The sequence below is a fragment of the Amycolatopsis sp. NPDC057786 genome, from assembly GCF_042797905.1.
Classification (GTDB): domain Bacteria; phylum Actinomycetota; class Actinomycetes; order Mycobacteriales; family Pseudonocardiaceae; genus Amycolatopsis.
On the sequence record NZ_JBHVKW010000101.1, the window covers coordinates 1 to 22,775 of the forward strand.

Below are 22,775 nucleotides of genomic sequence, written 5' to 3' on the forward strand. Positions count from 1 at the left end.
TCGCAACCTTCAACGTTGCGAAAGTGGCTTTCGCAACGTTCCTGCGGGGTCGACGGCGGCACTATGCCGCGAAAGCCACTTTCGCGACGTCTGATGTCCCGAAAGTGGCTTTCGCGACACGTCAGCCGCGATGCCGGGTCACGACGTGACTCAGCGGCTCAGGTACCCCAGCCACCCGCCGTACTCCGTGATGTCCTCGGCGCCCGCCACCGCGCCGGGCTCGCAGACGAACCCGGACACCTCGCTCCCGTCGGCCAGCCGTACTTTCCCGATCGCCAGCGGCGCGGGAACGCCGGCCACGAACTCGCCGAAGCCGCCCAAAGGCAGGTCCCACACCTCGGCCTCGATCGCCGCGCCGCCCGAAGCGACCCGGACGAGACCGGGCTTCGGCGGCGCGGTGTCCAGCGCGTGGAGCCGGTACTCGGCCGCGGTCGGCCCGGAGAAGACGAACCGGCCGCCCCGCGAGGTCAGTTCGTGGTTCAGCGGCTGCCCGCGCAGATGGGCGCCGACGACGGCGATCCGCGTCCGCCGCGGCACCGAGCGGGCGACGTCGGCGAGGATCCGGTCGGCGTACGCGGCGCCGACCAGCATCACCCCGAACGGCAGCCCGCCGACGGTTCCGGCGGGCACGGCCAGCGACGACAGGCCCAGCAGGTTCGTCGAGTTCGTGAACCGGCCGAGCCGGGCGTTCGCACCCAGCGGATCGGCCTCGACGTCGGCGATAGTCGGGTGTTCCGTCGTCGTGGGCAGCAGCAGGCAGTCCACAGTGGACAACACTGCCGACGCTTCCCGGGAAAGACCATCGAGCGTCGCGAGGTCGCTGAACAACCGGTGCGCCGGGATGTCCTTCGCCGCACCGATGATCCGCCGAACGGCCGGATCGACTGCGTCCGGATGGGCGTCGATGAACTCGCCGACCGCCGAGTACCGCTCGGCCACGAAGGCGCCCTCGTACAGCAGGCGCGCCGCGGCGAGGAACGCCGATATGTCGACAGGGACCAGTTCGGCGCCCGCGTCCCGGAAGTCGTGAGCCGCCGCGGAGAACGCCTCGGCCCAGCCTTCCTGCAACGGGCCCAGCTCCTCAGGCACACCGATCCGGAAAGGGCGGTTCAGCACCGGTAGGTCCCGGGGCTCACTCAGGCAGGCGAACGCCGCCGAAGCCTCGTCGACCGTCCGCGCGAACACGGTCACGCAGTCGATGCTCGCGCACGCGGGGACGACACCGGTCGTCGGCAGCAACCCCCGCGTCGGCTTCAGCCCGACGATCCCGTTGAACGCCGCCGGGACCCGGCCGGAGCCGGCGGTGTCGGTGCCCAGCGCGAGATCCGCGATCCCGAGCGCCACCGCGACCGCCGACCCCGAACTCGACCCGCCCGAAACGTACGCCGGATCGATCGCGTTCCGGACCGCGCCGTGCGGGCTGCGCGTGCCGACCAGCCCGGTCGCGAACTGGTCCAGATTGGTCGTGCCCAGGATCAGCGCCCCGGCCGCGCGCAGCCGCGCCACCACCGGCGCGTCCTCGGCGGGCAGGTAGGCGTACTCGGGGCACGCCGCCGTCGTCGGCAGCCCGGCGACGTCGATGTTGCCCTTGACCGCGGCCAGTTTCCCGTACAGCGGCAAGGATTCCCCCGCCGCACGACGGGCATCCAGCTTCTCCGCGTCGGCGAGGACGTCTCGCTCCGGACGCAGGTCGATCCAGATCTCGGGCCGGTCGACCCGCGCGATCCGGTGGTACGCGGCGCGCACCCGTTCCAGCACGCTCATCCCGCGCTCCTTCCCAGTACCACCAGCGGGGTGCCGGGGGCGACCTGATCGCCGGGGGAGACGAGCACCTCGACGACCTCCCCGGCGGCGGGCGCGGGGATCCGCGCCTCGGTCTTCATCGCTTCGAGGATCACCAGTGTCTCCGCCGGGTCGACCTCCTTGCCGGGTTCGACGTCCACCCGCCAGACGGTCGCGGCGAACGGTGCCTCGACGACGTGCCCCCCGGGCGGCGCCTCGACCTTCGTGGTCGGGACCTTGGCTCCGACGGGTTCCGGCCGCGGGTCGAATTCGCCGGCCGCCGCCCAGGCCTGTCGTTCCGCCTCGAACGCCGCGCTCTGTTTCGCCCGGAAAGAGGCGATGTCGGCGGCGTTGTCGGTCAGGAACCGTTCGTGGTCGGCCAGCGCGAACTCGCCGTCGGTGATGTCGAGTTCCAGTTCCCCCGCCGAACTCTGTGCCCGGAGGTCGAGCAGTTCCTCGGCGGTCACCGGATACCACGAGATCCGGTCGAAGAACCGCAGCAGCCACGGCGAACCCGGCTCGAACGACCCGCGCTGCCGCCAGCCGCTCCACACCTGCACGGTCCGCCCGACGAACTGGTACCCGCCGGGCCCTTCCATCCCGTAGATGCACAGGTACGAGCCGCCGATGCCGACCGAGTTCTCCGCGGTCCAGGTCCGCGCCGGGTTGTACTTCGTGGTCACCAGCCGGTGCCGCGGGTCCAGGGGAGTGGCCACCGGCGCGCCGAGATAGACGTCGCCGAGGCCGAGCACCAGGTACTCCGCGTCGAACACCGTGCGGTAGACGTCGTCCACACTGGACAGACCGTTCACCCGCCGGATGAACTCGATGTTCCACGGGCACCACGGCGCGTCGTCGCGGACGCCCGCCATGTACCGCTCGATCGCCTCGCGCGTCGCCGGGTCGTCCCACGACAACGGCAGCCGCACGGTGCGGCTCGGCACCACGAGATCGGCGGTGCGCGGCAGATCGTGCTCCACCTCCTGCACGAGCCCGAGCAGTTTCGGTACCGGCAGCACGTCCGGATCGACGTGCACCTGCAGCGAGCGGATGCCCGGCGTCAGGTCGACGACGCCGTCGAGCCCTTCCGTGGCCAGCCGGTCGGCCAGCGCGTGGACCCGCATCCGCAGGGCAAGGTCGAGTTTCATCGGCCCGTACTCGATCAGCAGGTTGTCGTCGCCGCTGCGCCGGTAGGTGACCTCGGGGTTCTCGTCCGATGTGGACAGACGGCCGAGGACGCCGCCGTCGTCGATCGGCTTCCGGCTCGCCTTGACCGCCGAGCCCGGCGCGATACGCAAAGAGCCCGCGTGCTCGGTCGTGATCGGCACGAACCGCACGGTGTCACCCGGCCGCAGCTGGCCGAGTTTCCAGCGCTGCCCGGTGACCACGGTCGCCGGGCAGACGAAGCCGCCGAGGCTCGGCCCGTCCGGGCCCAGCAGGATCGGCAGGTCGCCGGTGTAGTCGACGGCGCCGATCGCGTACGGCGTGTCGTGGATGTTCGAGGGATGCAGCCCGGCCTCGCCGCCGTCCTCCCGCGCCCAGCGCGGCCGGGGCCCGACGAGCCGGACACCGGTCCGCGCGGAGTTGAAGTGCACTTCCCAATCCGTGGCGTAGAACGTCTCGACGTCGTCCTGGGTGAAGAACTCCGGCGCGGCGTGCGGTCCCTCCGACGCGCCGATCTCCCAGTGCTTCGCGAAAACGGGGCGTTCGGCTTCGGGAACGGGTCCGTTGACGGCGTTCTCCGGCTCCGGGCCAGGGGAGAGGACGTCCCCGGTCGCCAGCGCGCGCCCACCGTGCCCGCCGAAGCCGCCGAGGGTGAACGTCGCCGCGCTGCCCAGAAAGGCCGGCACGTCGATGCCGCCGCGGACGAGCACGTACGCGCGGAGTCCGGCGGTCCCGGTGCCGACGTCGAGCACGCCGCCGGCGGGAATCCCGACGGGTGTCCACTGGGGAACAGGTGCGCCGTCGACGGTCACCGGCGACGGCGATCCCGTGACGCAAACGATTGCGTCATCGGTGAACCGCAGGGAGACACCGTCCACAGTGCACTCAAGGCCCGCCGCGCCTTCGGGATTGCCCAGTGCGCGGTTGCCCAGGCGCAGGGACAGATCGTCCATCGGCCCGTTCGGCGGGACCCCCACGTGCCAGAAGCCCAGCCGCCCCGGCCAGTCCTGGACGGTGGTCATCGTGCCGCCCCGCAGGACCTCGATCCGCGGTTCGGGATCGGCGATCGTGTCCAGTGTCGCGGTGTCGTGGGTGACGTCGTGCAGCCGCTGATCGGCGACGACCGCGCGCAGCTGGCCGAGGTTCGTCCGGACGCCGTCCACCCGGCTTTCGCCGAGCGCCTCGTCCAGCGCGGACAGTGCCCCGGCCCGGTCCTCGCCGACGGTGATCACCTTGGCGAGCAACGGGTCGTAATGCGTCGTCACGTTCGCCCCGGCTTCGACCCAGGTGTCGACCCGGACGCCGTCCGGGAAGTCCGCGCGGGTCAGCAGGCCCGCGCTCGGCCGGTGCCCGGCGGCCGGGTCCTCGGCGTAGACCCGTGCTTCGACCGCGTGCCCGCGCGGTGACGGCGTGGTCGTGAACATCCCGGTGTCGCCGTCGGCGAGCCGGAGCATCCACTCGACGAGGTCGATTCCGTACACCGCCTCGGTGACCGGATGCTCGACCTGCAGCCGCGTGTTCACTTCGAGGAACGCGGCCTCTTCGCGGTCCGGGTCGTAGATGAACTCCACCGTCCCGGCCGACCGGTAGCGCACGGAAGCACAGAGGGCCACGGCTGTCGAGGCCAGTTTCTCCCGCACCGCTTCGGGCAAGCCCGGCGCGGGACACTCTTCGAGCACCTTCTGGTTGCGCCGCTGGAGCGTGCAGTCCCGCGTGCCGAGCGCCAGCACCGTGCCCGCGCCGTCGCCGAACACCTGGACTTCGACATGCCGCGCGTGCGTCACGAGCCGTTCGAGGAACACACCCGGGGTCGAGAAGCTCTTGGCCGCGATGCTTTGCACCGCTTCCCAGGCGTCCCGCAGTTCGACCGCGGACGCGCAGGCGCGCATGCCGATCCCGCCGCCACCGCCGGTGGCCTTGAGCATCACCGGATAGCCGACCTCGGCGGCCGCCGCCTCGGCGTCGGCCACCGTGTTCAGCAGCCCGGTGCCGGGCAGCATCGGGACACCGACCTCGGCGGCCTTCGTCCGCGCGGTGTGCTTGCTGCCGAAGACTTCGAGATGGTCCGCGGTGGGCCCGGCGAACCGGATCCCTGCCGCTTCCACCGCCCTGGCGAACGCGGCGTCCTCGGACAGGAAACCGTAGCCCGGGTGGATCGTGTCCGCCCCGGTCTTCAAGGCGGCTTCGACGATGGCGTCGGCGAGGAGGTAGCTCTCCCTCGCCGGCGCCGGGCCGAGCCGGACGGCTTCGTCGGCAAGCCGGACGTGCGCGGCCGTCCGGTCGGCGTCGGAGTGGACGGCGACCGTCGGAATGCCCATCTCCCTGGCGGTCCGGATGACGCGGACCGCGATTTCCCCCCGGTTGGCGACGAGCAGCTTCACGCGTCACCACCGGTGACGATCATCCGGACCGGCGTCGGGTCGAAGCCGTTGCACGGGTTGTTGATCTGCGGGCAGTTCGACACCAGGACCAGGACGTCGGTTTCGGCGCGCAGCTTGACCTCCAGGCCGGGCGCCGAAATGCCGTCGACGATGCCGAGCGTGCCGTCCTGTTCCACCGGCACGTTCATGTACCAGTTGACGTTGCTGACCAGATCCCGTTTGCCGAGGCCCCATTTCGCGCCCTCGGTCAGGAAGTTCTCGACGCAGGCGTGCTGGTACCGCGTGTGCTGGCCATAGCGGAGGCTGTTCGACTCCTTGCTGCAGGCGCCGCCGATCGTGTCGTGCCGTCCGCAGGTGTCCTCGACGACGGTCAGCAGCGGGGCGCCCTCGCCGGTGCGCAGGACGCTGCCGGTGGTGAGGAAGATGTTGCGCTGCGCGGCGATCGTGGCGGCCGCGCTGTATCTCTTCGCCGTGTCGGCGGCGTCGTAGCAGAGGAAGTCGACGGCCTGGTTGCCGCCGAGATCGATGATCGCGAGTGTCTCGCCCTCGCGGAGCACGGTGGAATACGGCGCCCGCGCGGCGACCTCGGTGTCGGAGATGATCGTCATGCCAGGCCCCTTGCGGTGAGGTAGTCGGCGGTGTTCTCGAAGGCGCGCTGTGCCTCGGGTGACGCAGTCCATTCAGGACTGTCCGGAGTGGACGGTGTGGAGCGCTGGGCGAGGACGCGCAACGGGGTGAGCGGCGAGTCCGGGCGCGGGTCGAGCGGATGCGCCACGTTGGCGATGAGGACGATCACCGGCAGTTCCGTGCGCAGGACCACGGATTTACCGGCGCCCGCCGAACCGGTGAACGTCAGCCCGCCGTCGGTCTCCACGTGCACGCCCTGGAAGAAGGACAGGCTCGGTGGCAGGTCGCGCGGGGTGAGACCGTGTTTGGCGGCGGCGAGGGTGAACAGCCTTCTGCCGTCCACAGTGGACGTGCCGCAGAGAGCGTCGTGCTTGCCGCTCTCGTCGGTGACGACGGTCGCGAGCACCCGCGCCTGGTCCGAAAGCAGGGCGATCGCCTCGCCGAGATAGGCGTTCCACTGGACCTTCACCGTGTCCGCGACGTTCAGCCGCTCCCAAGGTTGGTCCGCGTTGTACAGCAGCAGATGCGCGCAGGCGTCGCCTTCGACGTCGGTCAGCCGCAGCTCGGTGCCGCGGGCGAGGACCTTGTGGGTGTAGCCGCCGGCGGCGACGGTCTCGGCCCAGACCAGTTTCGCCGGGTCGATCCCGGGCGGCGGATCCGGCCAAGTGGACGCGGGGATGGCGGGCATCGCTTCGGCCACCGTGCCCGCTTGGGCGCGGGCGTGGTCGCGAGCGCCGTACGTGGTCGATGTCGTGCTCATGGAACCTTCCTTCAGGTCGCGGGGACGGGAACCGTGGTGAGCGCGGAGCGGCGGCGCCAGCAGAGGTAGCCGGTGAGCAGCGCGGCGCCGACGAACTCGATCGGGAACAACAGGACCCAGACGGAACCGGTGCCGGCCAGGTCGTAGATCTCGGCTCGTGGCCAAGCGATGTTGACGATCATCATCGCGCCGTACCCTACTGCCGCGATGTTGACCGGAATAGCCCATCGTCCCAGGGAGAAATGGCCTGGTTCAGCGCTGAACCGGCCTTGACGGCGCCGGATCAGCAGCGGTCCGGTCACCAGGAGATAGGCCAGGTAGACCACGACCACCGAAGTGCCGGTGATGGTGCTGAAGATGGTCGGATTCCCCAGATTCAGCAGCAGGAGCCCGATGGCGAGCACCCCGGAAAGGACCGCGGGCGCGATCGGCGTCCCGGTGCGGGCGTTGACGGCGGAAAGCCTCCCGGCGCCGGGGAGCGCGCCGTCGCGGGCCATCGAGTAGATCAGCCGGACGGTGCCGGTCTGGATGGTCAGGGTGCAGACGACGACCGCGATCGCGACGTCGGCGAGGAAGACCCGGCCGAGGGTGTCGCCGAAGACGGCCGTGATCACGTAGGGCAGGCCTTTCCCGGCCAGCTGCCCGTCGGTCAGGCTCGGTGCCGCCATCAGCGCGGTGATGACGACGGCGAGGCCGCCGACCCCGGAGATCAACAGCGCGCGAAGCACGGCGCGCGGGGCGATACGGCGGGCGTCCTTGGTCTCTTCGGCGACGGAAGCGGCGGTGTCGAAGCCGTACAGGACGTAGGCCGCCATCAGTGCCGAAGCGAGAACGCCGCCGGCTCCCGGGCTTTCGCCGGCGGGCTCGAGCACGACCTGCGGGCCGCGGACGGCGAACAGCGCGAGACCGATGATCAGCACGAGGACGCCGACGAGTTCGGCCCCGACCCCGATGTCGTTGATCCGCGCCATGAGCCGCACGCCGCCCGCGTTGATCGCGGTGGTGAGGACGATCAGCAGGGTGCCGAGCAGGACCGCGTTGCTGGCGCCGGTCGGCGAGGTGATCGCCGGATCCCCGCCGACGAGCTGGAACCCGCTCCAGACCGACGGGAGGACGACCTGCAGCGCGATCGCGGCGCCGGCGAGGGCCACGACGCAGCCCACCAGCATCATCCAGCCGGCGAGCCACCCCGCGAATCCGGGGGAGAGATGTTTCGCCCACTGGTAAACCGATCCTGCCAGCGGGAATCGGGCGGCGAGTTCGGCGAAGTTGAGCGCGACGAGCAATTGCCCGGCGATCACCAGCGGCCACGTCCAGAAGAAGAGCGTGTCACCGAAGGAATAGCCGAAGGCGAACAGCTGGAACACCGTCGTAAGGATGGAAACGAAGGAGAAACCCGCGGCGAAGGCGGAGAAACCGCCCAGTGTACGGCGAAGTTCTTGGCGGTACCCGAAGGCGGAAAGGTCCTCGGAAGGCATTGCGGAGGCTCCTGTCTCAAGGGCCGGATTTCGATCGGCTGACCGAAATTAAGCGCGTGCGGGATCCTTCCGATCTCCGCCGGGTAAGCGCGGTGTTAACAGATACCGGATTCGGTAACCTGGGCCGACCGCCGGACGTAACAAAGATCTTCGCGGAGAAATGGCAGGATCGGATAGATGACGAAAACGACCGGGGTGGGCAGGCCGAGAGCCAGCGGCGCCGCCGCGAGCAAACGGGAGGCACGGTTCGCCGTCCTGGACGCGGCGGGGGAGCTGTTCACCGGCGCCGGGTACGCGGCGACGACCACACGGGCCATCGCCGAACGCGCCGGACTGCGCCAGGCCTCGCTCTACTACCACTTTCCGTCCAAAGAGGACATTCTCGCGGCGCTGCTGGAGGACACCGTCCGGCCGTCACTGGACGTCGCGGGCGCCCTTTCGGCCAAGCTCGCGCCGGTCGGCACGCGGCTGTGGGCGCTGGCCTACGCGGACATCCACCTGCTCGGCAGCGCGCGGCACAACCTCGGCGCCCTGTACCTGCTGCCGGAGATCTCGTCGCCGCGGCTGGCCCGCTTCCGGACCGAGCGGGCAGAGCTCAAACACGTCTACGGCTCGCTCGTCGCGGCGGCCGGTGTCCCCGGGGACCTTCGCGGCATCCGGACCGACCTCGTGTTCGGGCTCGTCGAGAGCATCGCGATCGTCCGGCGTGACCAGCCGGATCTGGACGTCGAGGCGCACGCCGTCGAAGGGGCCGACGGTGTGCTGAGGCTCGCCGGTATCGGGGAACCGGACGCCGCGCTGCGTGTGGCCGCGCGGTCGCTGCTGGAGGGCTGAAAGCGTCCTTCACCTCATGTGGTGAGACGAAAGCGTCCTTCACCGCGTGACATGCGGTGAAGGCGTCCTTCAGCTCCCGGTCAGGCGGGGGTGGCGTGGAGTGCCTTGCTCAGCGCCGCCACCGTCAGCTCGACCTGCCAAGGCCGGGCACCGCCGTCGCGGAGGACCTGGGCGACCGAGTCCTCGCTCAGGTCCGCGGGCGGACGCCAGCAGGTGCGGCGCACCAGCTCCGGCAGCAGCAGGTTCTCCACCGGAAGCCGCCGGTCCTCCGCGATCGCGGACAGCGCCGCGCGGGCGGCCGAAAGCCGGGCGGCGGCGTCGGGATCCTTGTCCGACCACCGGTTCACCGGCGGCGGGCCGTCGGTCTGCTGCGCGGGGGTCGGCAGCTCGTCGGCGGGGAGCGCGCGGGCGGCCTGGAGGTGCCGCAGCCAGCTCGCGGTGTACTTGCGCTGGACCCGGCCGCTGAACACCGGCAGCGCCTGCAACTGGTCGACGGTCTTCGGGTCGGCGGTGACGGCGTTGATGATCGCGCTGTCGGGCAGGATCCGGCTCGGCGCGCGGTCGCGTTTGCGGGCGAGTTCGTCGCGCGCCTGCCACAGTTCGCGCACGGCTGCGAGGCCGCGGGCGCTGCGGATCTTGTGCACGCCGGACGTCCGGCGCCACGGCTCGGCCCGAGGGGCGGGCGGCGGCGCGGTGCGGACGGCCTCGAATTCCTGCTGAGCCCATTCGAGCTTGCCCTGGGCGGCCAGGTCGGCTTCGAGCTTCTCGCGCAGCTCGATGAGCAGCTCGACGTCGAGGGCGGCGTAGTTCAGCCAGTCGACGGGAAGCGGACGCTTCGACCAGTCGGCGGCGCTGTGGCCCTTCTCCAGCTGGTAGCCGAGAAGGAGCTCGACGAGGGTGCCGAGGGCGACCCGTTCGTATCCGGCGAGCCGTCCGGCGAGTTCGGTGTCGAAGAGGCTCTTCGGGCGCAGGTCGAGTTCGGCGAGGCACGGCAGGTCCTGAGAGGCCGCGTGCAGCACCCATTCGGCGTTGTTGAGCACTTCCGCGAGGGGTTCGAGCTGCCCTTCGAGCGGAATGGGGTCGATGAGGAAGGAGCCGGCACCTTCGCGGCGCAGCTGCACGAGATAGGCCTTCGGCCAGTATCGGTAGCCGGACGCGCGTTCGGTGTCCACGGCGATGGCCCCGCTGCCGCCCGCGATCTTCGCGCAGGCTTCGGCGAGGGCGGTCGCGTCGGCGATCACCGGTGGAGTGCCCTCGGCGGGCTCACGCAGGAGGACCGGGCCACCGGTGTCGTCGGTGCCGGTCTTCGGGTCCGTCTGCGGTTCTCCGGGTCGGTCGCCTTCCATAGGTGAAGACCCTACGGGACGAGCGGGCCGCGCCTGGTCCGCCCGCCCCGCAGGGCTGTTCGCCTTTGTCAGCGGATCACGCCGGCACGCATGGCCAGCGCCACCATCTGAGCCCGGTCACCCGTGCCGAGCTTGCGCCCGATGCGGGAGAGGTGAGACTTCACGGTGAGAGCGGAGAGGCTGAGTTCCTCGCCGATCTCCTTGTTGCTCTGGCCGTCGGCCACGAGCTGCAGCACCTCGACCTCGCGCGCCGAAAGCTCACGCGGGGTGTTGTCGGTGCCGGCGACCCGGGTGCCGGTGGCCAGGACCGGTGCGACGCTCGGGTCCGCGTAGACGCCGCCCTCGAGCACCCTGCGAACGCCGTCGGTCACTACGACCGGCGATGCCGACTTGAGCAGGTATGCCTGGGCGCCGGCCTGGAACGCCGACCTGACCGCGTACGGGTCGTCTGATGAAGCGAGCACCACTACTCGAGGCCAGCCGTGGCTACGGAGTTCCGTAACCAGCTCGATGCCGCTGCCATCCGGCAGTCCGAGATCGAGGATCGCCAGGTCGCAAGGCCCGGTGGCCTGTGCTCGCGCCCTCGCCTCGGCCACCGTGGCGGCCTCGTGGACGGTGCCCGCACCCATCTGTGCGAGTCTTGCTGAGATTGCCTCCCTCAACAGCGGGTGGTCATCGACCACCAACACGGAAAAAAGCTCTTCCCGCGGGTGCGGAACCATGCTCGCCGGCAATGAACCGGCTGGCGTGGATCGGACGGCCTGAGAAATGCCGACGGTAGCCACGTCACTACCTCCCTGGAGTCGGTCGTGCCCCCCGACCGGCACCGGGACTTTCGGCCGTTTAGCCGCGCCAGCTTTAGACCGAAAGTGGTGTCGTCGATGGCACTGTAGCCGCCCTGAGGCCTTCGCGGGGGGATCGAATGGGTATCTATCTCAAACGGGTAGTCACTCAGGGAGTTCGTAGTAACACGATCGGGCTAGTACACAGCCGGTGGCTAACACATCGCCGAAAGAACACGATGGACTTGAGTTACCGGGGGCCGACCGACTGTGCAGATGGGCCGTGCACCTGCCGGTGCCTCTGCCCGGGAGCCTCGGCGGGCGATGCGCTGAGGGTCGGAAATCGCCTCCGGCGTGGGGCTTGATCAACTTCGCGGAGCGTCATGATCGCTTCGCTCGGTGACGATGATGGTGACGCTGCGGAAGCGTCGCGGAGGGCTCGTGGCCGGATTCGATCTTGTAGCGGACGGTGACAGCCCGGTTAGCACGAACGGGGTGGTCCAGACCTCTGAGTGGCCGACTCCGCGCTGGTCGGAGGCGGTCTGGTCCAGATGACCCTGAAGGGTCGCTCGGGGGCGTACAGGCGCTCTGAGTGCTCGCAGATGGACTAGTGGAGGCGTTCCTGGGCGCCCTTGCGAGCGTGACGGCTGTCCATGAAGGCCTCCTTGCCTACCTTGAGGGCAGGGAAGGAGCCCTTCATGGATCCGCGGGCGGAAGCAAGGGACCTTTAGTGCCGCTAGCTTTCCTAGCGCCGCTAGGTGGCCGGAAATCGCAAAATAACCCAAATGCTATGTCTCGATTGCTGGGAATCCGGCGTGTCGCGAGTCCGTGGCGGTACATGAAGGCCCCCTTCCTGTACCTAGGCGCAAGGAAGGGGGCCTTCATGTACTAGGGAAGGGGTCCTTCACGCGCAGCCGCCGTGGCTGCTGGTGCTGAGGCTTGAGGTGTGTCCTGGTCTCTTCGCGTCGCCCGGAAGCGGCTCAGGAGGACTGGCGCTGTTCGAAGAGGGCCACGCCGACCGGCGGTAGCCCCACGACACTCGCCATCACCTGACAGAACGCCTGCCCGTGCGGCCGCAACGCCGCGTCCGTTGGCGTCCAGGACGCCCGGAGTTCCAGATCGTCGGTGCGCGAGGGGCCGGAGATATCGCCGAAGCGGGCCGACGACGTCTCGGTGACCGTGCCGCCCAGCGCCGTCCAGTCGGCGCCGGAGCTCTCCAGCGCGTCGGTCAGCCACGACCAGCCCACGGCGGGGAGGAAGGGATCGGTCGCCAGTTCCCGGTCGAGTTCCGCGCGGACGTACATGACCAGCCGCAGGACCCCGTCCCAGCCCTCTTGGCCCTCCGGATCGTGCAGCAGCACCAGCCGCCCCGACGCCAGGACGTCCGCCGGCCCTTCGACCTCGCAGCTCACCGCGTAGGACCACGGCGCCAGGCGCTGCGGCGGGCGCATCGTCTCCAGCTGGACTTCGGGGCGGGGCCGGACCGATTGCAACGCCGCGACGGCTTCACGGAAGAGATCGGGTACTGACGTCATCGCGGTCACCAACCGACTGTAAGACGCGACCGTCCGGTTCGGGGCGCAGGCGCGCCGAGAGTAAGGCCTCCGAGCGGCCATGGCACCATGAACCGTGATGTCTCCTTCAGTCGTTTCTCCCGCGCAGACCGTCCCCGCGGCCCGTCGCGCCCTGCCCGGTGCGCCGTTCCTGGCCGCCGCGCGCGGCGAGCGTCCGGCCCACACCCCCGTGTGGTTCATGCGCCAGGCGGGCCGGTCGCTGCCCGAGTACCGGGCGCTGCGTGAGGGCACCTCGATGTTCGAAGCCTGCTTCGACCCCGAGATGCTCGCAGAGATCACGCTCCAGCCGATCCGCCGTCACGGCGTCGACGCGGCCATCCTCTTCAGTGACATCGTCGTCCCGCTCAAGGCGGCGGGTCTCGACATCGACATCGTCGCGGGCACCGGCCCGGTCGTCGCCGAGCCGATCCGCGACGCCGCGGGCGTGCGCGCGCTGCCGGTGCTGGAGCCGGAGCAGGTGGAGCGGGTCGCCGAAGGGGTCGGACTGCTGGTCGGGTCGCTGGGCGAGACGCCGCTGATCGGGTTCGCGGGCGCGCCGTTCACCCTGGCGTCCTACCTCATCGAGGGCGGGCCGAGCCGCAACCACGAGCACACCAAGGCGCTCATGCACTCCGAGCCGGAGCTGTGGCATGAGCTGGCCGGGCGGCTCGCGGACATGGCGATCACCTTCCTGTCCGCGCAGCTCGACGCCGGGGCCGACGCGATCCAGCTGTTCGACTCGTGGGCGGGCGCGCTCTCGGAGCGGGACTACCGCGAGTTCGTCCTGCCGCATTCGGCGAAGGTGCTGTCCGCGGTCGCGCGCTACGGCGTGCCCCGGATCCACTTCGGCGTCGGTACCGGTGAGCTGCTGGTGGCCATGCGCGACGCGGGCGCCGACGTGGTCGGCGTCGACTGGCGCATCCCGCTCGACGAAGCGGTCCGCCGGCTCGGCGGCGGGGTGGTCCAGGGCAACCTCGACCCGGCGCTGCTGCACGCGTCCTGGCCGGTCATCGAGGCCGAGGTCCGGCGCATCCACGCCGAGGGCCGCGCGGCTGACGGTCATGTCTTCAACCTCGGCCACGGCGTGCTGCCCGGCGTCGACCCGGACGTTCTGACGCGCGTGGTCGGGCTGGTGCACGAGCTCCAGCCGTGAGCACGATCGCTGTCGTCGGTGGCGGTATCTCGGGACTGACCGCGGCGTACCGGCTGCGGACGCTGCTCGGCGAAGACGCCCGGATCGTCGTCTTCGAGGCGACGGACTCGCTCGGTGGGAAGCTCCGCACGGTCGAACTCGCCGGGGAACGCTACGACGTCGGCGCGGAGGCCTTCCTCGCCCGCCGTCCCGAGGCGCTCGCCCTGGTCCGCGAGGTCGGGCTGGGCGAAAGCCTCGTCCACCCCACCAAGGCCCGCGCCAAGATCCACGCCGGCGGCTCCGTGCTCGGTCTGCCGCTGGGCACGATCATGGGCGTGCCGGCCTCGGCCGACGCGGTCGCGGGGGTGCTGTCGGACAAGGGCCGCGCGCTGGTCGAGGCCGAGGCGTCGCTGTCTCCGCTGAAACTGCCCGCGGAGGACGTGCCGCTCGGCGAGCTGCTGCGTGAGCGGTTCGGCGACGAACTCGTGGACCGGCTCGTCGATCCGCTGCTCGGCGGGGTCTATGCCGGGGGAGCGGACGGGCTCGGGCTGCGCGCGACCATGCCCGGCCTCGCCTCCGCGATCGATCGCGGCGCACGATCGCTCACCGAAGGCGCCGCCTCGCTCATGCCCGCCTCGCCGAGTGCGGCGCCGGTCTTCGGCACCCTGCTGGGCGGTCTCGGGACGCTGATCGCCCGGCTCGCGGAGCTCTCCCGCGCCGAGGTCCGGACCGGGACCACGGTGACGGCGCTCGAGCGCACCGCCACCGGCTGGAAGGTCGACGACCTCGACGCCGACGCCGTCCTGCTCGCCGTCCCGGCTCCTTCGGCGCGACGGCTGCTCGACGGTGTCGCGGGAGTGGCCTCGTCGGTGTTCGCCAAGATCGAACTCGCGTCGATGGCGGTGGTCGCGCTCGCGCTCCCGCCGGGGACCGCGCTGCCGGAGTCGTCCGGAGTGCTGATCGGCGCCGGGGAGCGGGACGCGGCCGGGAAGCCGTTCGCCGCCAAGGCGTTCACCTTCTCCTCCCGCAAGTGGGCGCAGTACGGCGAAGGCCCGGTGCTGGTGCGTGGCTCGGTCGGCCGCTTCGGCGAACCGGGCGCGCTGCGCGCCGACGACGACGAACTCGTCCGCGTTGTCCGCGACGACCTGGCCCGGCTGACCGGGGTCACCGCCGAGCCGATCGACACCCTGGTGACCCGATGGGGTGGTGGGCTCCCGCAGTACGGCACCGGGCATCTCATCCGCGTCGAGCGGATCGAACGTGCCGTCGCCGCCGTCCCCGGCCTCGCCGTGGCGGGCGCGGCGCTGCACGGCGTCGGGCTCCCGGCCTGTATCGCCACCGCCGACGCGGCCGCCCGCCGCATCGCCGGGATCACACCGACCCACGAGGGCTCTTGAGCATCGGCAGTGCCAAGATGGCGGTATGGCGCGGCTGAACTACAACGAGCTCAATGACACCATCCGCTACACCGCCTGGTCGGTCTTCCGGGCCGAGCAGGGCAAGCTCGGCGAGGACCGCGCGAAGGCGACCGCGGAGACCACCGAGTACCTCGACGCGCTGGAGGCCAAGGGCGTCGTCGTCCGCGGTGTCTACGACCTCTCGGGGCTGCGCGCCGACGCCGACTACATGATCTGGTGGCACGCCGAGGAGATCGAGCAGGTCCAGGCGGCGTACAGCGGCTTCCGGCACACCCCGCTCGGCCGCGCGTCGGCGCCGGTGTGGAGCCAGGTGGCGCTGCACCGCCCGGCGGAGTTCAACAAGAGCCACATCCCGGCGTTCCTCGCCGGTGAAGAGGCCCGCAAGTTCATCTGCGTCTACCCGTTCGTGCGCTCCTACGAGTGGTACCTGCTGCCGGACGACGAGCGCCGCAAGATGCTCGCCGACCACGGCAAGGAGGCCCGCGACTACCCGGACGTCCGCGCCAACACGGTCGCGTCGTTCGCGCTGGGCGACTACGAGTGGATCCTGGCCTTCGAGGCCGACGAACTGCACCGCATCGTCGACCTGATGCGTCATCTGCGCGGCACCGAGGCCCGCCTCCACGTGCGTGAGGAGATCCCGTTCTACACCGGGACGAAGGTGGCCCCCGCCGAGCTGATCTCCTTGCTGCCCTAGTGGACGCCCGCGTCTGGACCACGCTCACCGGCGACACCCTCGCCGAAGACGCCGTCGAGATCACCGGCCCCGAGTCGGTGTTGCCCGGGACCTTCCGGGTCGAGGAGGCGGCGACGACGAGTATCGCCGCGGCGACGCTGGCAGCCGGGGAACTTTTGCGGCTACGGGGAATCGAGCCGGGCAAGGTCTCGGTCGACACCCGGCACGCCGCCGCGTCGTTCCACAGCGAGCAGTACATCCGCGTTGACGGGGAACCGGTGCCATTCAGCGCGCCGCTGTCCGGCGACTACCGGGCCAACGACGGCTGGGTGCGGCTGCACTGCAACTACCCGCGTCACGTCTCCGCCGTGTGCTGGGGCCTGGGCGTGCCCGCGACACGGGCGGCGTTCGAGAAGGTCGTCGCGGCCAAGTCGAAGTACGAGGTCGAGTCGGCGGTCATCGGGGCCGGCGGTGCCGCCGCCGTGCTGCGCTCCCGCGAGGAGTGGCTGGCGCACAAGCAAGGGCAGGCGTCGTCTGCGTTACCGGTCGCCGAGATCCGGTCGCTCGGGCCGTCGGAACCCGTGCGGCTGTTCGAGTCCGATCGGCCGCTGGGCGGGGTGCGGATCCTGGACCTGACCCACGTCATCGCCGGGCCGGTCGCGGGCCGCGTGCTCGCCGCGCACGGCGCCACCGTTATGCACATCGGGTCGGCCCAGCTGCCCACCGTGCCGCCGCTGGCCGTCGACACCGGGATGGGCAAGCTCTCGGCGTACGTCGACCTGGAGACCGAAGCCGGGCGCTCGCGGCTGCGCAAGCTGATCGCCCGCGCCGACGTCGTTCTGCAGGGTTTCCGGCCGGGATCGCTGGTGGCCAAGGGTTTCTCGCCGGAAACGATCGCCGGGCTGCGGCCGGGCATCGTCGTCGCGGACCTGTCCGCCTACGGCTGGGAAGGGCCGTGGGCGCGCAGGCGCGGGTTCGACAGCCTGGTGCAGATGACGTCGGGGATCGCCGACGAGGGCGGCAGGACGGCCGGGCTCGACGGCCCGGGACCGCTCCCGGTGCAGGCGCTCGACCACGCGACCGGCTGGCTCACCGCGGCGGCGATCATGACCGCCGTCCGCCGTGCGGCCACCGAAGGCGGCAGTCAGCACGTCCGGACCTCGCTCGCCGGGACCGGGGAGTGGCTGAACTCCTTGGGACGCAAGGAAGCCGGGCCCACCGGTTTCGATGGCGTCGAATGGCTCGAAGACGTCGACGGCCAGCTCGGCCGGATCACCCGGGTCAAGATGGCGGGCACGCTGCCGGGCTCGAATCCACAGTGGACGGAAGCGACGCACGTACCCGGAAGCGACCGCCCGGTCTGGTGACCGACCCGCATTTAGAGGACTAAATGCGGCGTAGCAGGCGCGCGAACCGGCCCCGGGGCTTCGGGACCTCACGGCGTTCCACCAGCCACGCGCCGAAAGCGTCCGCGTAGGTCCGCGCGCGGATCGCGTCGGTCTTCGGCCGGCTCGTCGCGTACTCACGGAACAGCGCGGCGAACCGGTCGCCGAGGGCCTCGGCGAGATCGGGGCGGAGGTAGGCGACCAGCCTGCTCTGCTTGTTCCGCAGGACGTTCGCCTCGATACGGAGCCTGTCCGCGTCGAAACCCGCCGGGGCGTCGCCTCCCGCGAGGAGCGCCTTCAACAGTTCGGCCTGCTGGGCGGCGAGCCGCTCCCGGGGTGACGTCACGGCGACACCGCTTCCCGCAACGCGGCCAGCTCGGCAGCCAGTTCCGTGTCGGACGGGTAGTCGTCGTCGCGTTCCAGCAGGACACCCGGCGGCTCGGTGCGCCGCCGCAGTTCGCGCAGCAGGTCCAGCACCTCCGGGACCACCGGATGGGCGTGCGTGTCGTGGTAGACGCCGTCGCGTTCGACACCGCCGGCCATATGCGTGTACGCCAGCCGTTCCCACGGGATCTCGTCGAGGAACCGTTCGGGATCGGTGCCGAGGTTGCGGGCGTTGGCGTACAGGTTGGCGACGTCGATGATCAGCAGGCAGCCGGTCCGGTCGGTGAGCTCCCGCAGGAACTCCGACTCGGTGAACTCCGCGTCGGGCCACTCCAGCACCGCCGCGATGTTCTCCAGCGCGAACGGGACCTCCACGATCGACCGCGCCAGTTTGACGTTGTCCACCAGCACGTCGAGCGCTTCCCGCGTGCGGGGGAGCGGCATCAGATGCCCCGAGTCGAGGCCGCCCGCGCGCACGAAGCACACGTGGTCGCTGGCCATCGGCGCGCCGAGTTCCCGGGTGACCTCCGCTAGATGCTCGACGCGGGCGGTGTCCAGCGGCTCCGCACCGCCCAACGACAGCGACACCGCGTGCGGCAGGACCGGCATTCCCTTGTCGCGCAGCGCGATCAGGGTTTCGGGAAGATGCCCGGCGTGCAGGTTCTCGGCGACGACCTCGACCCAGTCGACGCCGGGCAGCCGCGCGATCGACAGGTCCAGCTCGTGCCGCCAGCCGATGCCGATCCCGAGCGTGCCCGGGCCGTCAGCCGCCACAGCCGCCGCCCCCTCCGCAGGAACTGCCGCCGCCGCTGCACGAGCTTCCGCCGCTACTGCACGACGAGCCGCCGCCGGACGAACCGCCACCGAAACCACCGGAGACCGGAGGCGGGATCAGGGCCGCGCTCAGTTCGTCGTCCGGGTAGGAGGCGAGGCCGCCGAACGCGACCGCCGCGGCGGCGCCGCCCAGCAACCCGGCACCGGCCGCGCCGGCGTACCCCGGCCCGTTGGGGATACCGCGTTTGCGCTCCCGTCCGTGGGCGGACCTGGCCCGGTGGAGGATCCGGCCGCCCTCGCTGGTCGGGCGCGGGCCTGGCCGCTTGTTCTTGAGCGCACGGGAGATCACCGTCGCGAACACGGCCGAGATCAGCAGCGGGATGAGGAAACCGACGGGACGGTCACCGGCGATCCCGGCGATCAGGCGTACGACGCCGAGCACGAGCACGGCGAGGTACAGGAAGTACACGACCCGGCGGATCCGGGGAGACCGGTCCGCGACGACGAGTCCCCGTTCCTCCAGCCCCTTGGCGAGCGCCTGCATCGGGCCCGACATCCGCAGCCGGTCGCGGATGCCGCGCGTCGTGGCGTTGTAACCCGGCCGCGCGCCCTTGGCGACGGCCTTCTCGATCGGGTCTGCGGGCTCGGGGCCGGTGAGCTGGAGCTGCTTCGAGCTGCTGACCCGCAACGTCCCGCGATCGACCAGCGCCGCGATGGCCGTGTCGACCACCCGGTCCGGGCCGCCGGCGAGATAGGCGAGTTCGTACACCGTCGGTGCCGGCCCGCTCACGGTGGCGCGCGGTGACTTGGCGCCCAGCTTGACCGCGATCGTCCACACGAGACCGACGACCACCGGGAACACGATGAGGGCGCCATAGATCGCCAGGAATGTAGGTCCGGGGATGCCCCAGGTGTCTTCCATCGCACGGGCCTTTCACGAGCAGGTGCACTTACCGTAGTCGGACGCTTTTCGGTCCGGTCGTGGTTCCGTGATCCGACCATCCGGAGCAGGTCTTCACGACGGCAGTCGGGCCGTCAGCAGCGGCTCAGGACGGCGGCGAACTCGCGATCGGGATACGCCGCGAAGCCGCGGAGGGCCACCGCGCCCGTCGCACCGGAAACGAGGCTCTGATCCGTCTCGGCCTCGGCCAGCACCGCGCGGCCCGCGGCGGTCGTCCTGCCCTCGTAGTCGGTCCGGCCGAACCGGAGGGCGACGATCAGCAGGGCCAGTGCGACGACGGGAAACACGGTCAGGAGCACGGTGCCGGCGGTCGCGATCCACCGGACCGTCCCGATCGCCAGAAGAACGGCGTAGACGGTGGCGGTGATCCTCCACGTGAGCCGTCGTCGTCCTTCGGCGACGACCAGGCCGCGGCGGCTCAAGTCGGCCCACAACGCCCGCATCGCCGGACCGCGGCTCATCGTCGCCCGCAGCTCGTGGTCGGGGAACGACGACAGCTCACCGTAGAGCTCCAGCCCCAGCGGGTCGACCGGGACCAGGGGGGTGCGGTAGAGCCTGCCCGAACGGCCGAGCCGGGCCTGTTCGCGTTCGAGCATCGAGGCGACCACCGTTTCGGTGACCCGCGCGGTCCCACCCGCCAAGGCCGCCACATGCCGCACGCTCGGCAACCTGCCGCCGTCGTGGAAGCCGCGCCGGAGTGACTGCGCCCAAAGTCCGGCGAGCAGAAACGGCAGGACGACGAGGCAGCCGTACAGCCACGCGAAAGCCGGTCCCTGGATGCCCCAAGGTTCGTTCATACGACACCGCCCTCCCGCCGCTGTTCCTGTTCAACGGGCACGCGGCGGAGAGGGCGGTGGTTCGCTTCGGTCGGTTACGACTCGGGAACGAGCTTCAGCGAGATCGAGTTGATGCAGTACCGCTGATCCGTCGGCGTGTCGTAGCCCTCGCCTTCGAAGACGTGCCCGAGGTGGCTGTGGCACGACTTGCACAGCACCTCGATCCGGCGCATCCCCATGGTGGTGTCCTCACGGAGGAGGACGGCGTCGGTGTCGGCCGGGTCGTAGAACGACGGCCAGCCACAATGGCTCTCGAATTTCGTGTCGCTGCGGAACAGTTCGGCGCCACAGGCTCGGCACTGGTAGACACCGGTGGTCTTGGTGTCGGTGTACTCCCCGGTGAAGGGGCGCTCGGTGCCCGCCTTGCGAAGCACGGCGTACTCGTCAGGGCTGAGCTGCTCCCGCCATTCCTGCTCGGATTTGACCACGCGCGGCGTGGCTCCGACAACGGGTTTCATGCCTTTCACCGGTTCCACGTTACCCCGCGAGCCACGCGATGGCCCGGCCGATGATGTCCCATGCGGTGACCATCACGCCGAGCACGATGAGGACCACGACGAGTGCCGAAATCCACCAGCGCAGACCGCCGATGCGGTTGCTGGAGTCGGCGAAATCGGAGACACCGTCGAGGCAGGCTTCCACGGTGAAGTTCGGGCCGCAGCGTTCGATGCGGTCCAGATGCTCGGCGAAGGCACGGGCTTCGGGATCGTACGGGTCGAGGCCTACCAGATCCTCCTGGAAGCGAGGATTCTGGCCAGGTCCGAAAGGTCCGCTATCGGCCATACCGGCAACAGTAAGCCACGAGCGGCGATTGGCCTACCACCAGCGAGGCGGGTCTCACCGCCGCCACGCTGCGTCAGTTGCCGAGTACCCGCGTGTCGGCGTCGATGAGGTACTGCCCGCCGACCTGGACCACGCGCAGCGCCGGACGCGGTCCCTTGTTGAGCGTGATGTTCATGTCGATCGAGCCGTCGGGATTCCCGCCGCCGCTGTCCGCTCGCGCGGTGTCGGCGCTGGTGACCTTGTGGGTACTCCAGTATTCGGCGAAGGCCTGCTCCGAACCGTAGACCTCCTTCGCGGCATCCGTGAGCATGTTCCAGCTCGCGGATGTCCCGATCCTGCCCGTGTCGAAGAAGTCGAGGACGAAACCACCCACGCTCGAGTAGCTCGTGATCTTTTCGCTGGGGGTCTTCCCCAGGCCCGCCGGCGCGGGTCGCGACGAGGACGGCGCACTCGACTTGGGCGCCGAGGAGCTGGTCTGCGGGTTCGCCCCGGCGTTGTTACCCCCCTGGTTGTCGGTGCCGTTGCCCGAATTCAGGACCAGGAACACGATCACGGCGATGACCACGACGGCGGCGCCGGCGCCCGCGAACAGGACGGCCTTGCGTTTGGCGTCGGCGGGCTTGGCCGGGGAGGGCCGCATCGGGGCGGCCGCGGACGGCGGCGGGCTCATCGCGGCGACCGGCCGCGGCGGCGTGTTCGGCGGGGCGGACGGCGAGCGCATCGGGATGAAGGCGGCCGTCGGCGTGTGGGTCTTGGCCGGAGCCGAAGGAGTGGCCGCGGCGGCCTGGGCGGGTTTGTCGGTCCGCTGCCACGGCGGCCGCTCTGCGCCAGGGATGCCGTGCCCAGGGGTGTCGGGCACGGCAGGCTGTCTACCGCCGCCCGCTCCGAAGAGCCGCGGCGACGCCGCCGTGCCCGCGGCGGATTCGTTCGCCGCCAGCGCGGCGAGGCGCTCACGGGCCTCGGCCATGGTCGGGCGTTCGGTCGGCTCGGTGCGCAGGAGGCTCATCAGCAGCGCCGTCGCGGGGCCTGCCTGCTGCGGCGGGTTGATCTGGCCGTTCGCGGCCGCGTACAGCAGCGCCAGCTGGTTCGAGCTGTTCCCGTACGGGGTCTGGCCCTCGATCGCCTGGTAGAGCGTCGCGCCGAGCGCGAAGACGTCGGAGCTGGGCACCGGGTCCGAGCCGCGCGCCAGCTCGGGCGCGAGGTACGCCGGGGTGCCGCCGATCAGCCCGGTCTGGGTGAGCGTCATGTCGCCGGCGGCGCGGGAAATACCGAAGTCGGTGATCTTCGCGGTGCCGGATTCGTCGATCAGGATGTTGCCCGGTTTGACGTCGCGGTGCACGATCCCGGCGCGGTGCGCGGCCACCAGCGCCGACGCGACCTGCTCGCCGATCTTCGCGACGCGCCCGAGCGGCAGCGTGCCTTCCTCGGAGATGATCGCCGAGAGGCTCGGGCCGTTCAGGTACTCCATCACCAGGCAGGGATCGCCGCCGTGCTCGGCGATGTCGAACACCACGATCGCGTTCGGATGCTGGAAACGGGCCGCGTTCTTCGCCTCGCGCATGGCACGCTGGCGCATGTTGTCGCGTTCGGCCTCGGAGACACCCGGCTGCGGGAGGATCTGCTTGACCGCCACCGAGCGCTCAAGGCGGACATCGATGGCACGCCAGACCACCCCCATGGCACCGCTACCAATTTGCTCGACCAGGCGATAGTGCCCAG

At 70.6% G+C, this 22,775-nt stretch carries 20 protein-coding genes; 5 read left to right on the top strand and 15 right to left on the bottom strand.

Going from position 1 to position 22,775, the window contains the following annotated elements:
* Nucleotides 1-150 precede the first annotated feature (150 nt).
* From ACFVM3_RS34370 to ACFVM3_RS34390, 5 genes are read right to left on the bottom strand one after another with little or no spacing between them, the layout of a single operon-like run.
* The gene (locus ACFVM3_RS34370; RefSeq protein WP_378444066.1) at nt 151-1,764 is read right to left on the bottom strand and encodes an allophanate hydrolase; all 1,614 of its coding nucleotides are present in this window, start codon (nt 1,762-1,764) and stop codon (nt 151-153) included.
* Nucleotides 1,761-5,327, bottom strand: a complete 3,567-nt coding sequence (gene uca / locus ACFVM3_RS34375; RefSeq protein WP_378444067.1) for an urea carboxylase — start codon at nt 5,325-5,327, stop codon at nt 1,761-1,763. Before uca ends, ACFVM3_RS34370 begins: the two co-directional genes overlap by 4 nt.
* Entirely contained in the window at nt 5,324-5,935 is a 612-nt protein-coding gene (locus ACFVM3_RS34380) for an urea amidolyase associated protein UAAP2 (RefSeq protein WP_378444068.1), read from the bottom strand. Before ACFVM3_RS34380 ends, uca begins: the two co-directional genes overlap by 4 nt.
* Nucleotides 5,932-6,714, bottom strand: coding sequence for a DUF1989 domain-containing protein (locus tag ACFVM3_RS34385; protein WP_378444069.1), 783 nt, complete (start codon nt 6,712-6,714; stop codon nt 5,932-5,934). Before ACFVM3_RS34385 ends, ACFVM3_RS34380 begins: the two co-directional genes overlap by 4 nt.
* Nucleotides 6,715-6,725: 11 nt before the next feature.
* Nucleotides 6,726-8,192, bottom strand: a complete 1,467-nt coding sequence (locus ACFVM3_RS34390; protein ID WP_378444070.1) for an amino acid permease — start codon at nt 8,190-8,192, stop codon at nt 6,726-6,728.
* Nucleotides 8,193-8,369: 177 nt separating this feature from the next.
* Between ACFVM3_RS34390 and ACFVM3_RS34395 the strand changes: the two genes are divergently transcribed.
* Nucleotides 8,370-9,026 (top strand): TetR/AcrR family transcriptional regulator, encoded by a 657-nt coding sequence (locus ACFVM3_RS34395; protein WP_378444071.1) that lies wholly within the window; start codon nt 8,370-8,372, stop codon nt 9,024-9,026.
* 80 nt (nt 9,027-9,106) lie between these two features.
* Here ACFVM3_RS34395 and ACFVM3_RS34400 read toward each other — a convergent pair whose 3' ends face one another.
* The 3 genes from ACFVM3_RS34400 to ACFVM3_RS34410 form a co-directional block, all read right to left on the bottom strand.
* Complete coding sequence (locus tag ACFVM3_RS34400) at nt 9,107-10,372, bottom strand: HRDC domain-containing protein (RefSeq protein ID WP_378444072.1); 1,266 nt, start codon at nt 10,370-10,372, stop codon at nt 9,107-9,109.
* Between the two features lie 68 nt (nt 10,373-10,440).
* Complete coding sequence (locus ACFVM3_RS34405; RefSeq protein WP_034318331.1) at nt 10,441-11,157, bottom strand: response regulator transcription factor; 717 nt, start codon at nt 11,155-11,157, stop codon at nt 10,441-10,443.
* Nucleotides 11,158-12,134: 977 nt separating this feature from the next.
* Entirely contained in the window at nt 12,135-12,698 is a 564-nt protein-coding gene (locus tag ACFVM3_RS34410; RefSeq protein WP_378444073.1) for a DUF3000 domain-containing protein, read from the bottom strand.
* A gap of 88 nt (nt 12,699-12,786) precedes the next feature.
* Between ACFVM3_RS34410 and hemE the strand changes: the two genes are divergently transcribed.
* The 4 genes from hemE to ACFVM3_RS34430 are packed head-to-tail and all read left to right on the top strand — an operon-like array spanning nt 12,787 to nt 17,300.
* Nucleotides 12,787-13,860: a uroporphyrinogen decarboxylase gene (gene hemE, locus ACFVM3_RS34415; protein WP_378444074.1), complete on the top strand. Its 1,074-nt coding sequence runs from the start codon at nt 12,787-12,789 to the stop codon at nt 13,858-13,860.
* Nucleotides 13,857-15,236 (top strand): protoporphyrinogen oxidase, encoded by a 1,380-nt coding sequence (hemG, locus tag ACFVM3_RS34420; protein ID WP_378444075.1) that lies wholly within the window; start codon nt 13,857-13,859, stop codon nt 15,234-15,236. Before hemE ends, hemG begins: the two co-directional genes overlap by 4 nt.
* A gap of 25 nt (nt 15,237-15,261) precedes the next feature.
* Entirely contained in the window at nt 15,262-15,954 is a 693-nt protein-coding gene (hemQ, locus tag ACFVM3_RS34425; protein WP_378444076.1) for a hydrogen peroxide-dependent heme synthase, read from the top strand.
* Complete coding sequence (locus ACFVM3_RS34430; RefSeq protein WP_378444077.1) at nt 15,954-17,300, top strand: CoA transferase; 1,347 nt, start codon at nt 15,954-15,956, stop codon at nt 17,298-17,300. Before hemQ ends, ACFVM3_RS34430 begins: the two co-directional genes overlap by 1 nt.
* Before the next feature lie 19 nt (nt 17,301-17,319).
* Here the strand turns inward: ACFVM3_RS34430 and ACFVM3_RS34435 are convergent, their stop codons facing one another.
* The 7 genes from ACFVM3_RS34435 to ACFVM3_RS34465 all read right to left on the bottom strand — a co-directional run bounded on the left by ACFVM3_RS34435 (nt 17,320) and on the right by ACFVM3_RS34465 (nt 22,734).
* Nucleotides 17,320-17,664: a hypothetical protein gene (locus ACFVM3_RS34435; RefSeq protein ID WP_378444078.1), complete on the bottom strand. Its 345-nt coding sequence runs from the start codon at nt 17,662-17,664 to the stop codon at nt 17,320-17,322.
* Nucleotides 17,661-18,476 (bottom strand): DUF692 domain-containing protein, encoded by an 816-nt coding sequence (locus tag ACFVM3_RS34440; RefSeq protein ID WP_378444079.1) that lies wholly within the window; start codon nt 18,474-18,476, stop codon nt 17,661-17,663. Before ACFVM3_RS34440 ends, ACFVM3_RS34435 begins: the two co-directional genes overlap by 4 nt.
* The gene (locus tag ACFVM3_RS34445; RefSeq protein ID WP_378444080.1) at nt 18,466-19,398 is read right to left on the bottom strand and encodes a TIGR04222 domain-containing membrane protein; all 933 of its coding nucleotides are present in this window, start codon (nt 19,396-19,398) and stop codon (nt 18,466-18,468) included. The genes ACFVM3_RS34440 and ACFVM3_RS34445 overlap by 11 nt, the downstream gene beginning before the upstream one ends.
* 113 nt (nt 19,399-19,511) lie before the next feature.
* On the bottom strand, nt 19,512-20,234 hold the full coding sequence (locus ACFVM3_RS34450) for a TIGR04222 domain-containing membrane protein (protein ID WP_378444081.1): 723 nt from the start codon (nt 20,232-20,234) through the stop codon (nt 19,512-19,514).
* Between the two features lie 74 nt (nt 20,235-20,308).
* Nucleotides 20,309-20,731, bottom strand: a complete 423-nt coding sequence (gene msrB / locus ACFVM3_RS34455; protein WP_378444082.1) for a peptide-methionine (R)-S-oxide reductase MsrB — start codon at nt 20,729-20,731, stop codon at nt 20,309-20,311.
* Between the two features lie 19 nt (nt 20,732-20,750).
* Complete coding sequence (locus tag ACFVM3_RS34460) at nt 20,751-21,056, bottom strand: hypothetical protein (protein ID WP_378444083.1); 306 nt, start codon at nt 21,054-21,056, stop codon at nt 20,751-20,753.
* 73 nt (nt 21,057-21,129) lie between these two features.
* Nucleotides 21,130-22,734 (bottom strand): protein kinase, encoded by a 1,605-nt coding sequence (locus ACFVM3_RS34465; RefSeq protein WP_378444091.1) that lies wholly within the window; start codon nt 22,732-22,734, stop codon nt 21,130-21,132.
* Nucleotides 22,735-22,775: the final 41 nt, after the last annotated feature.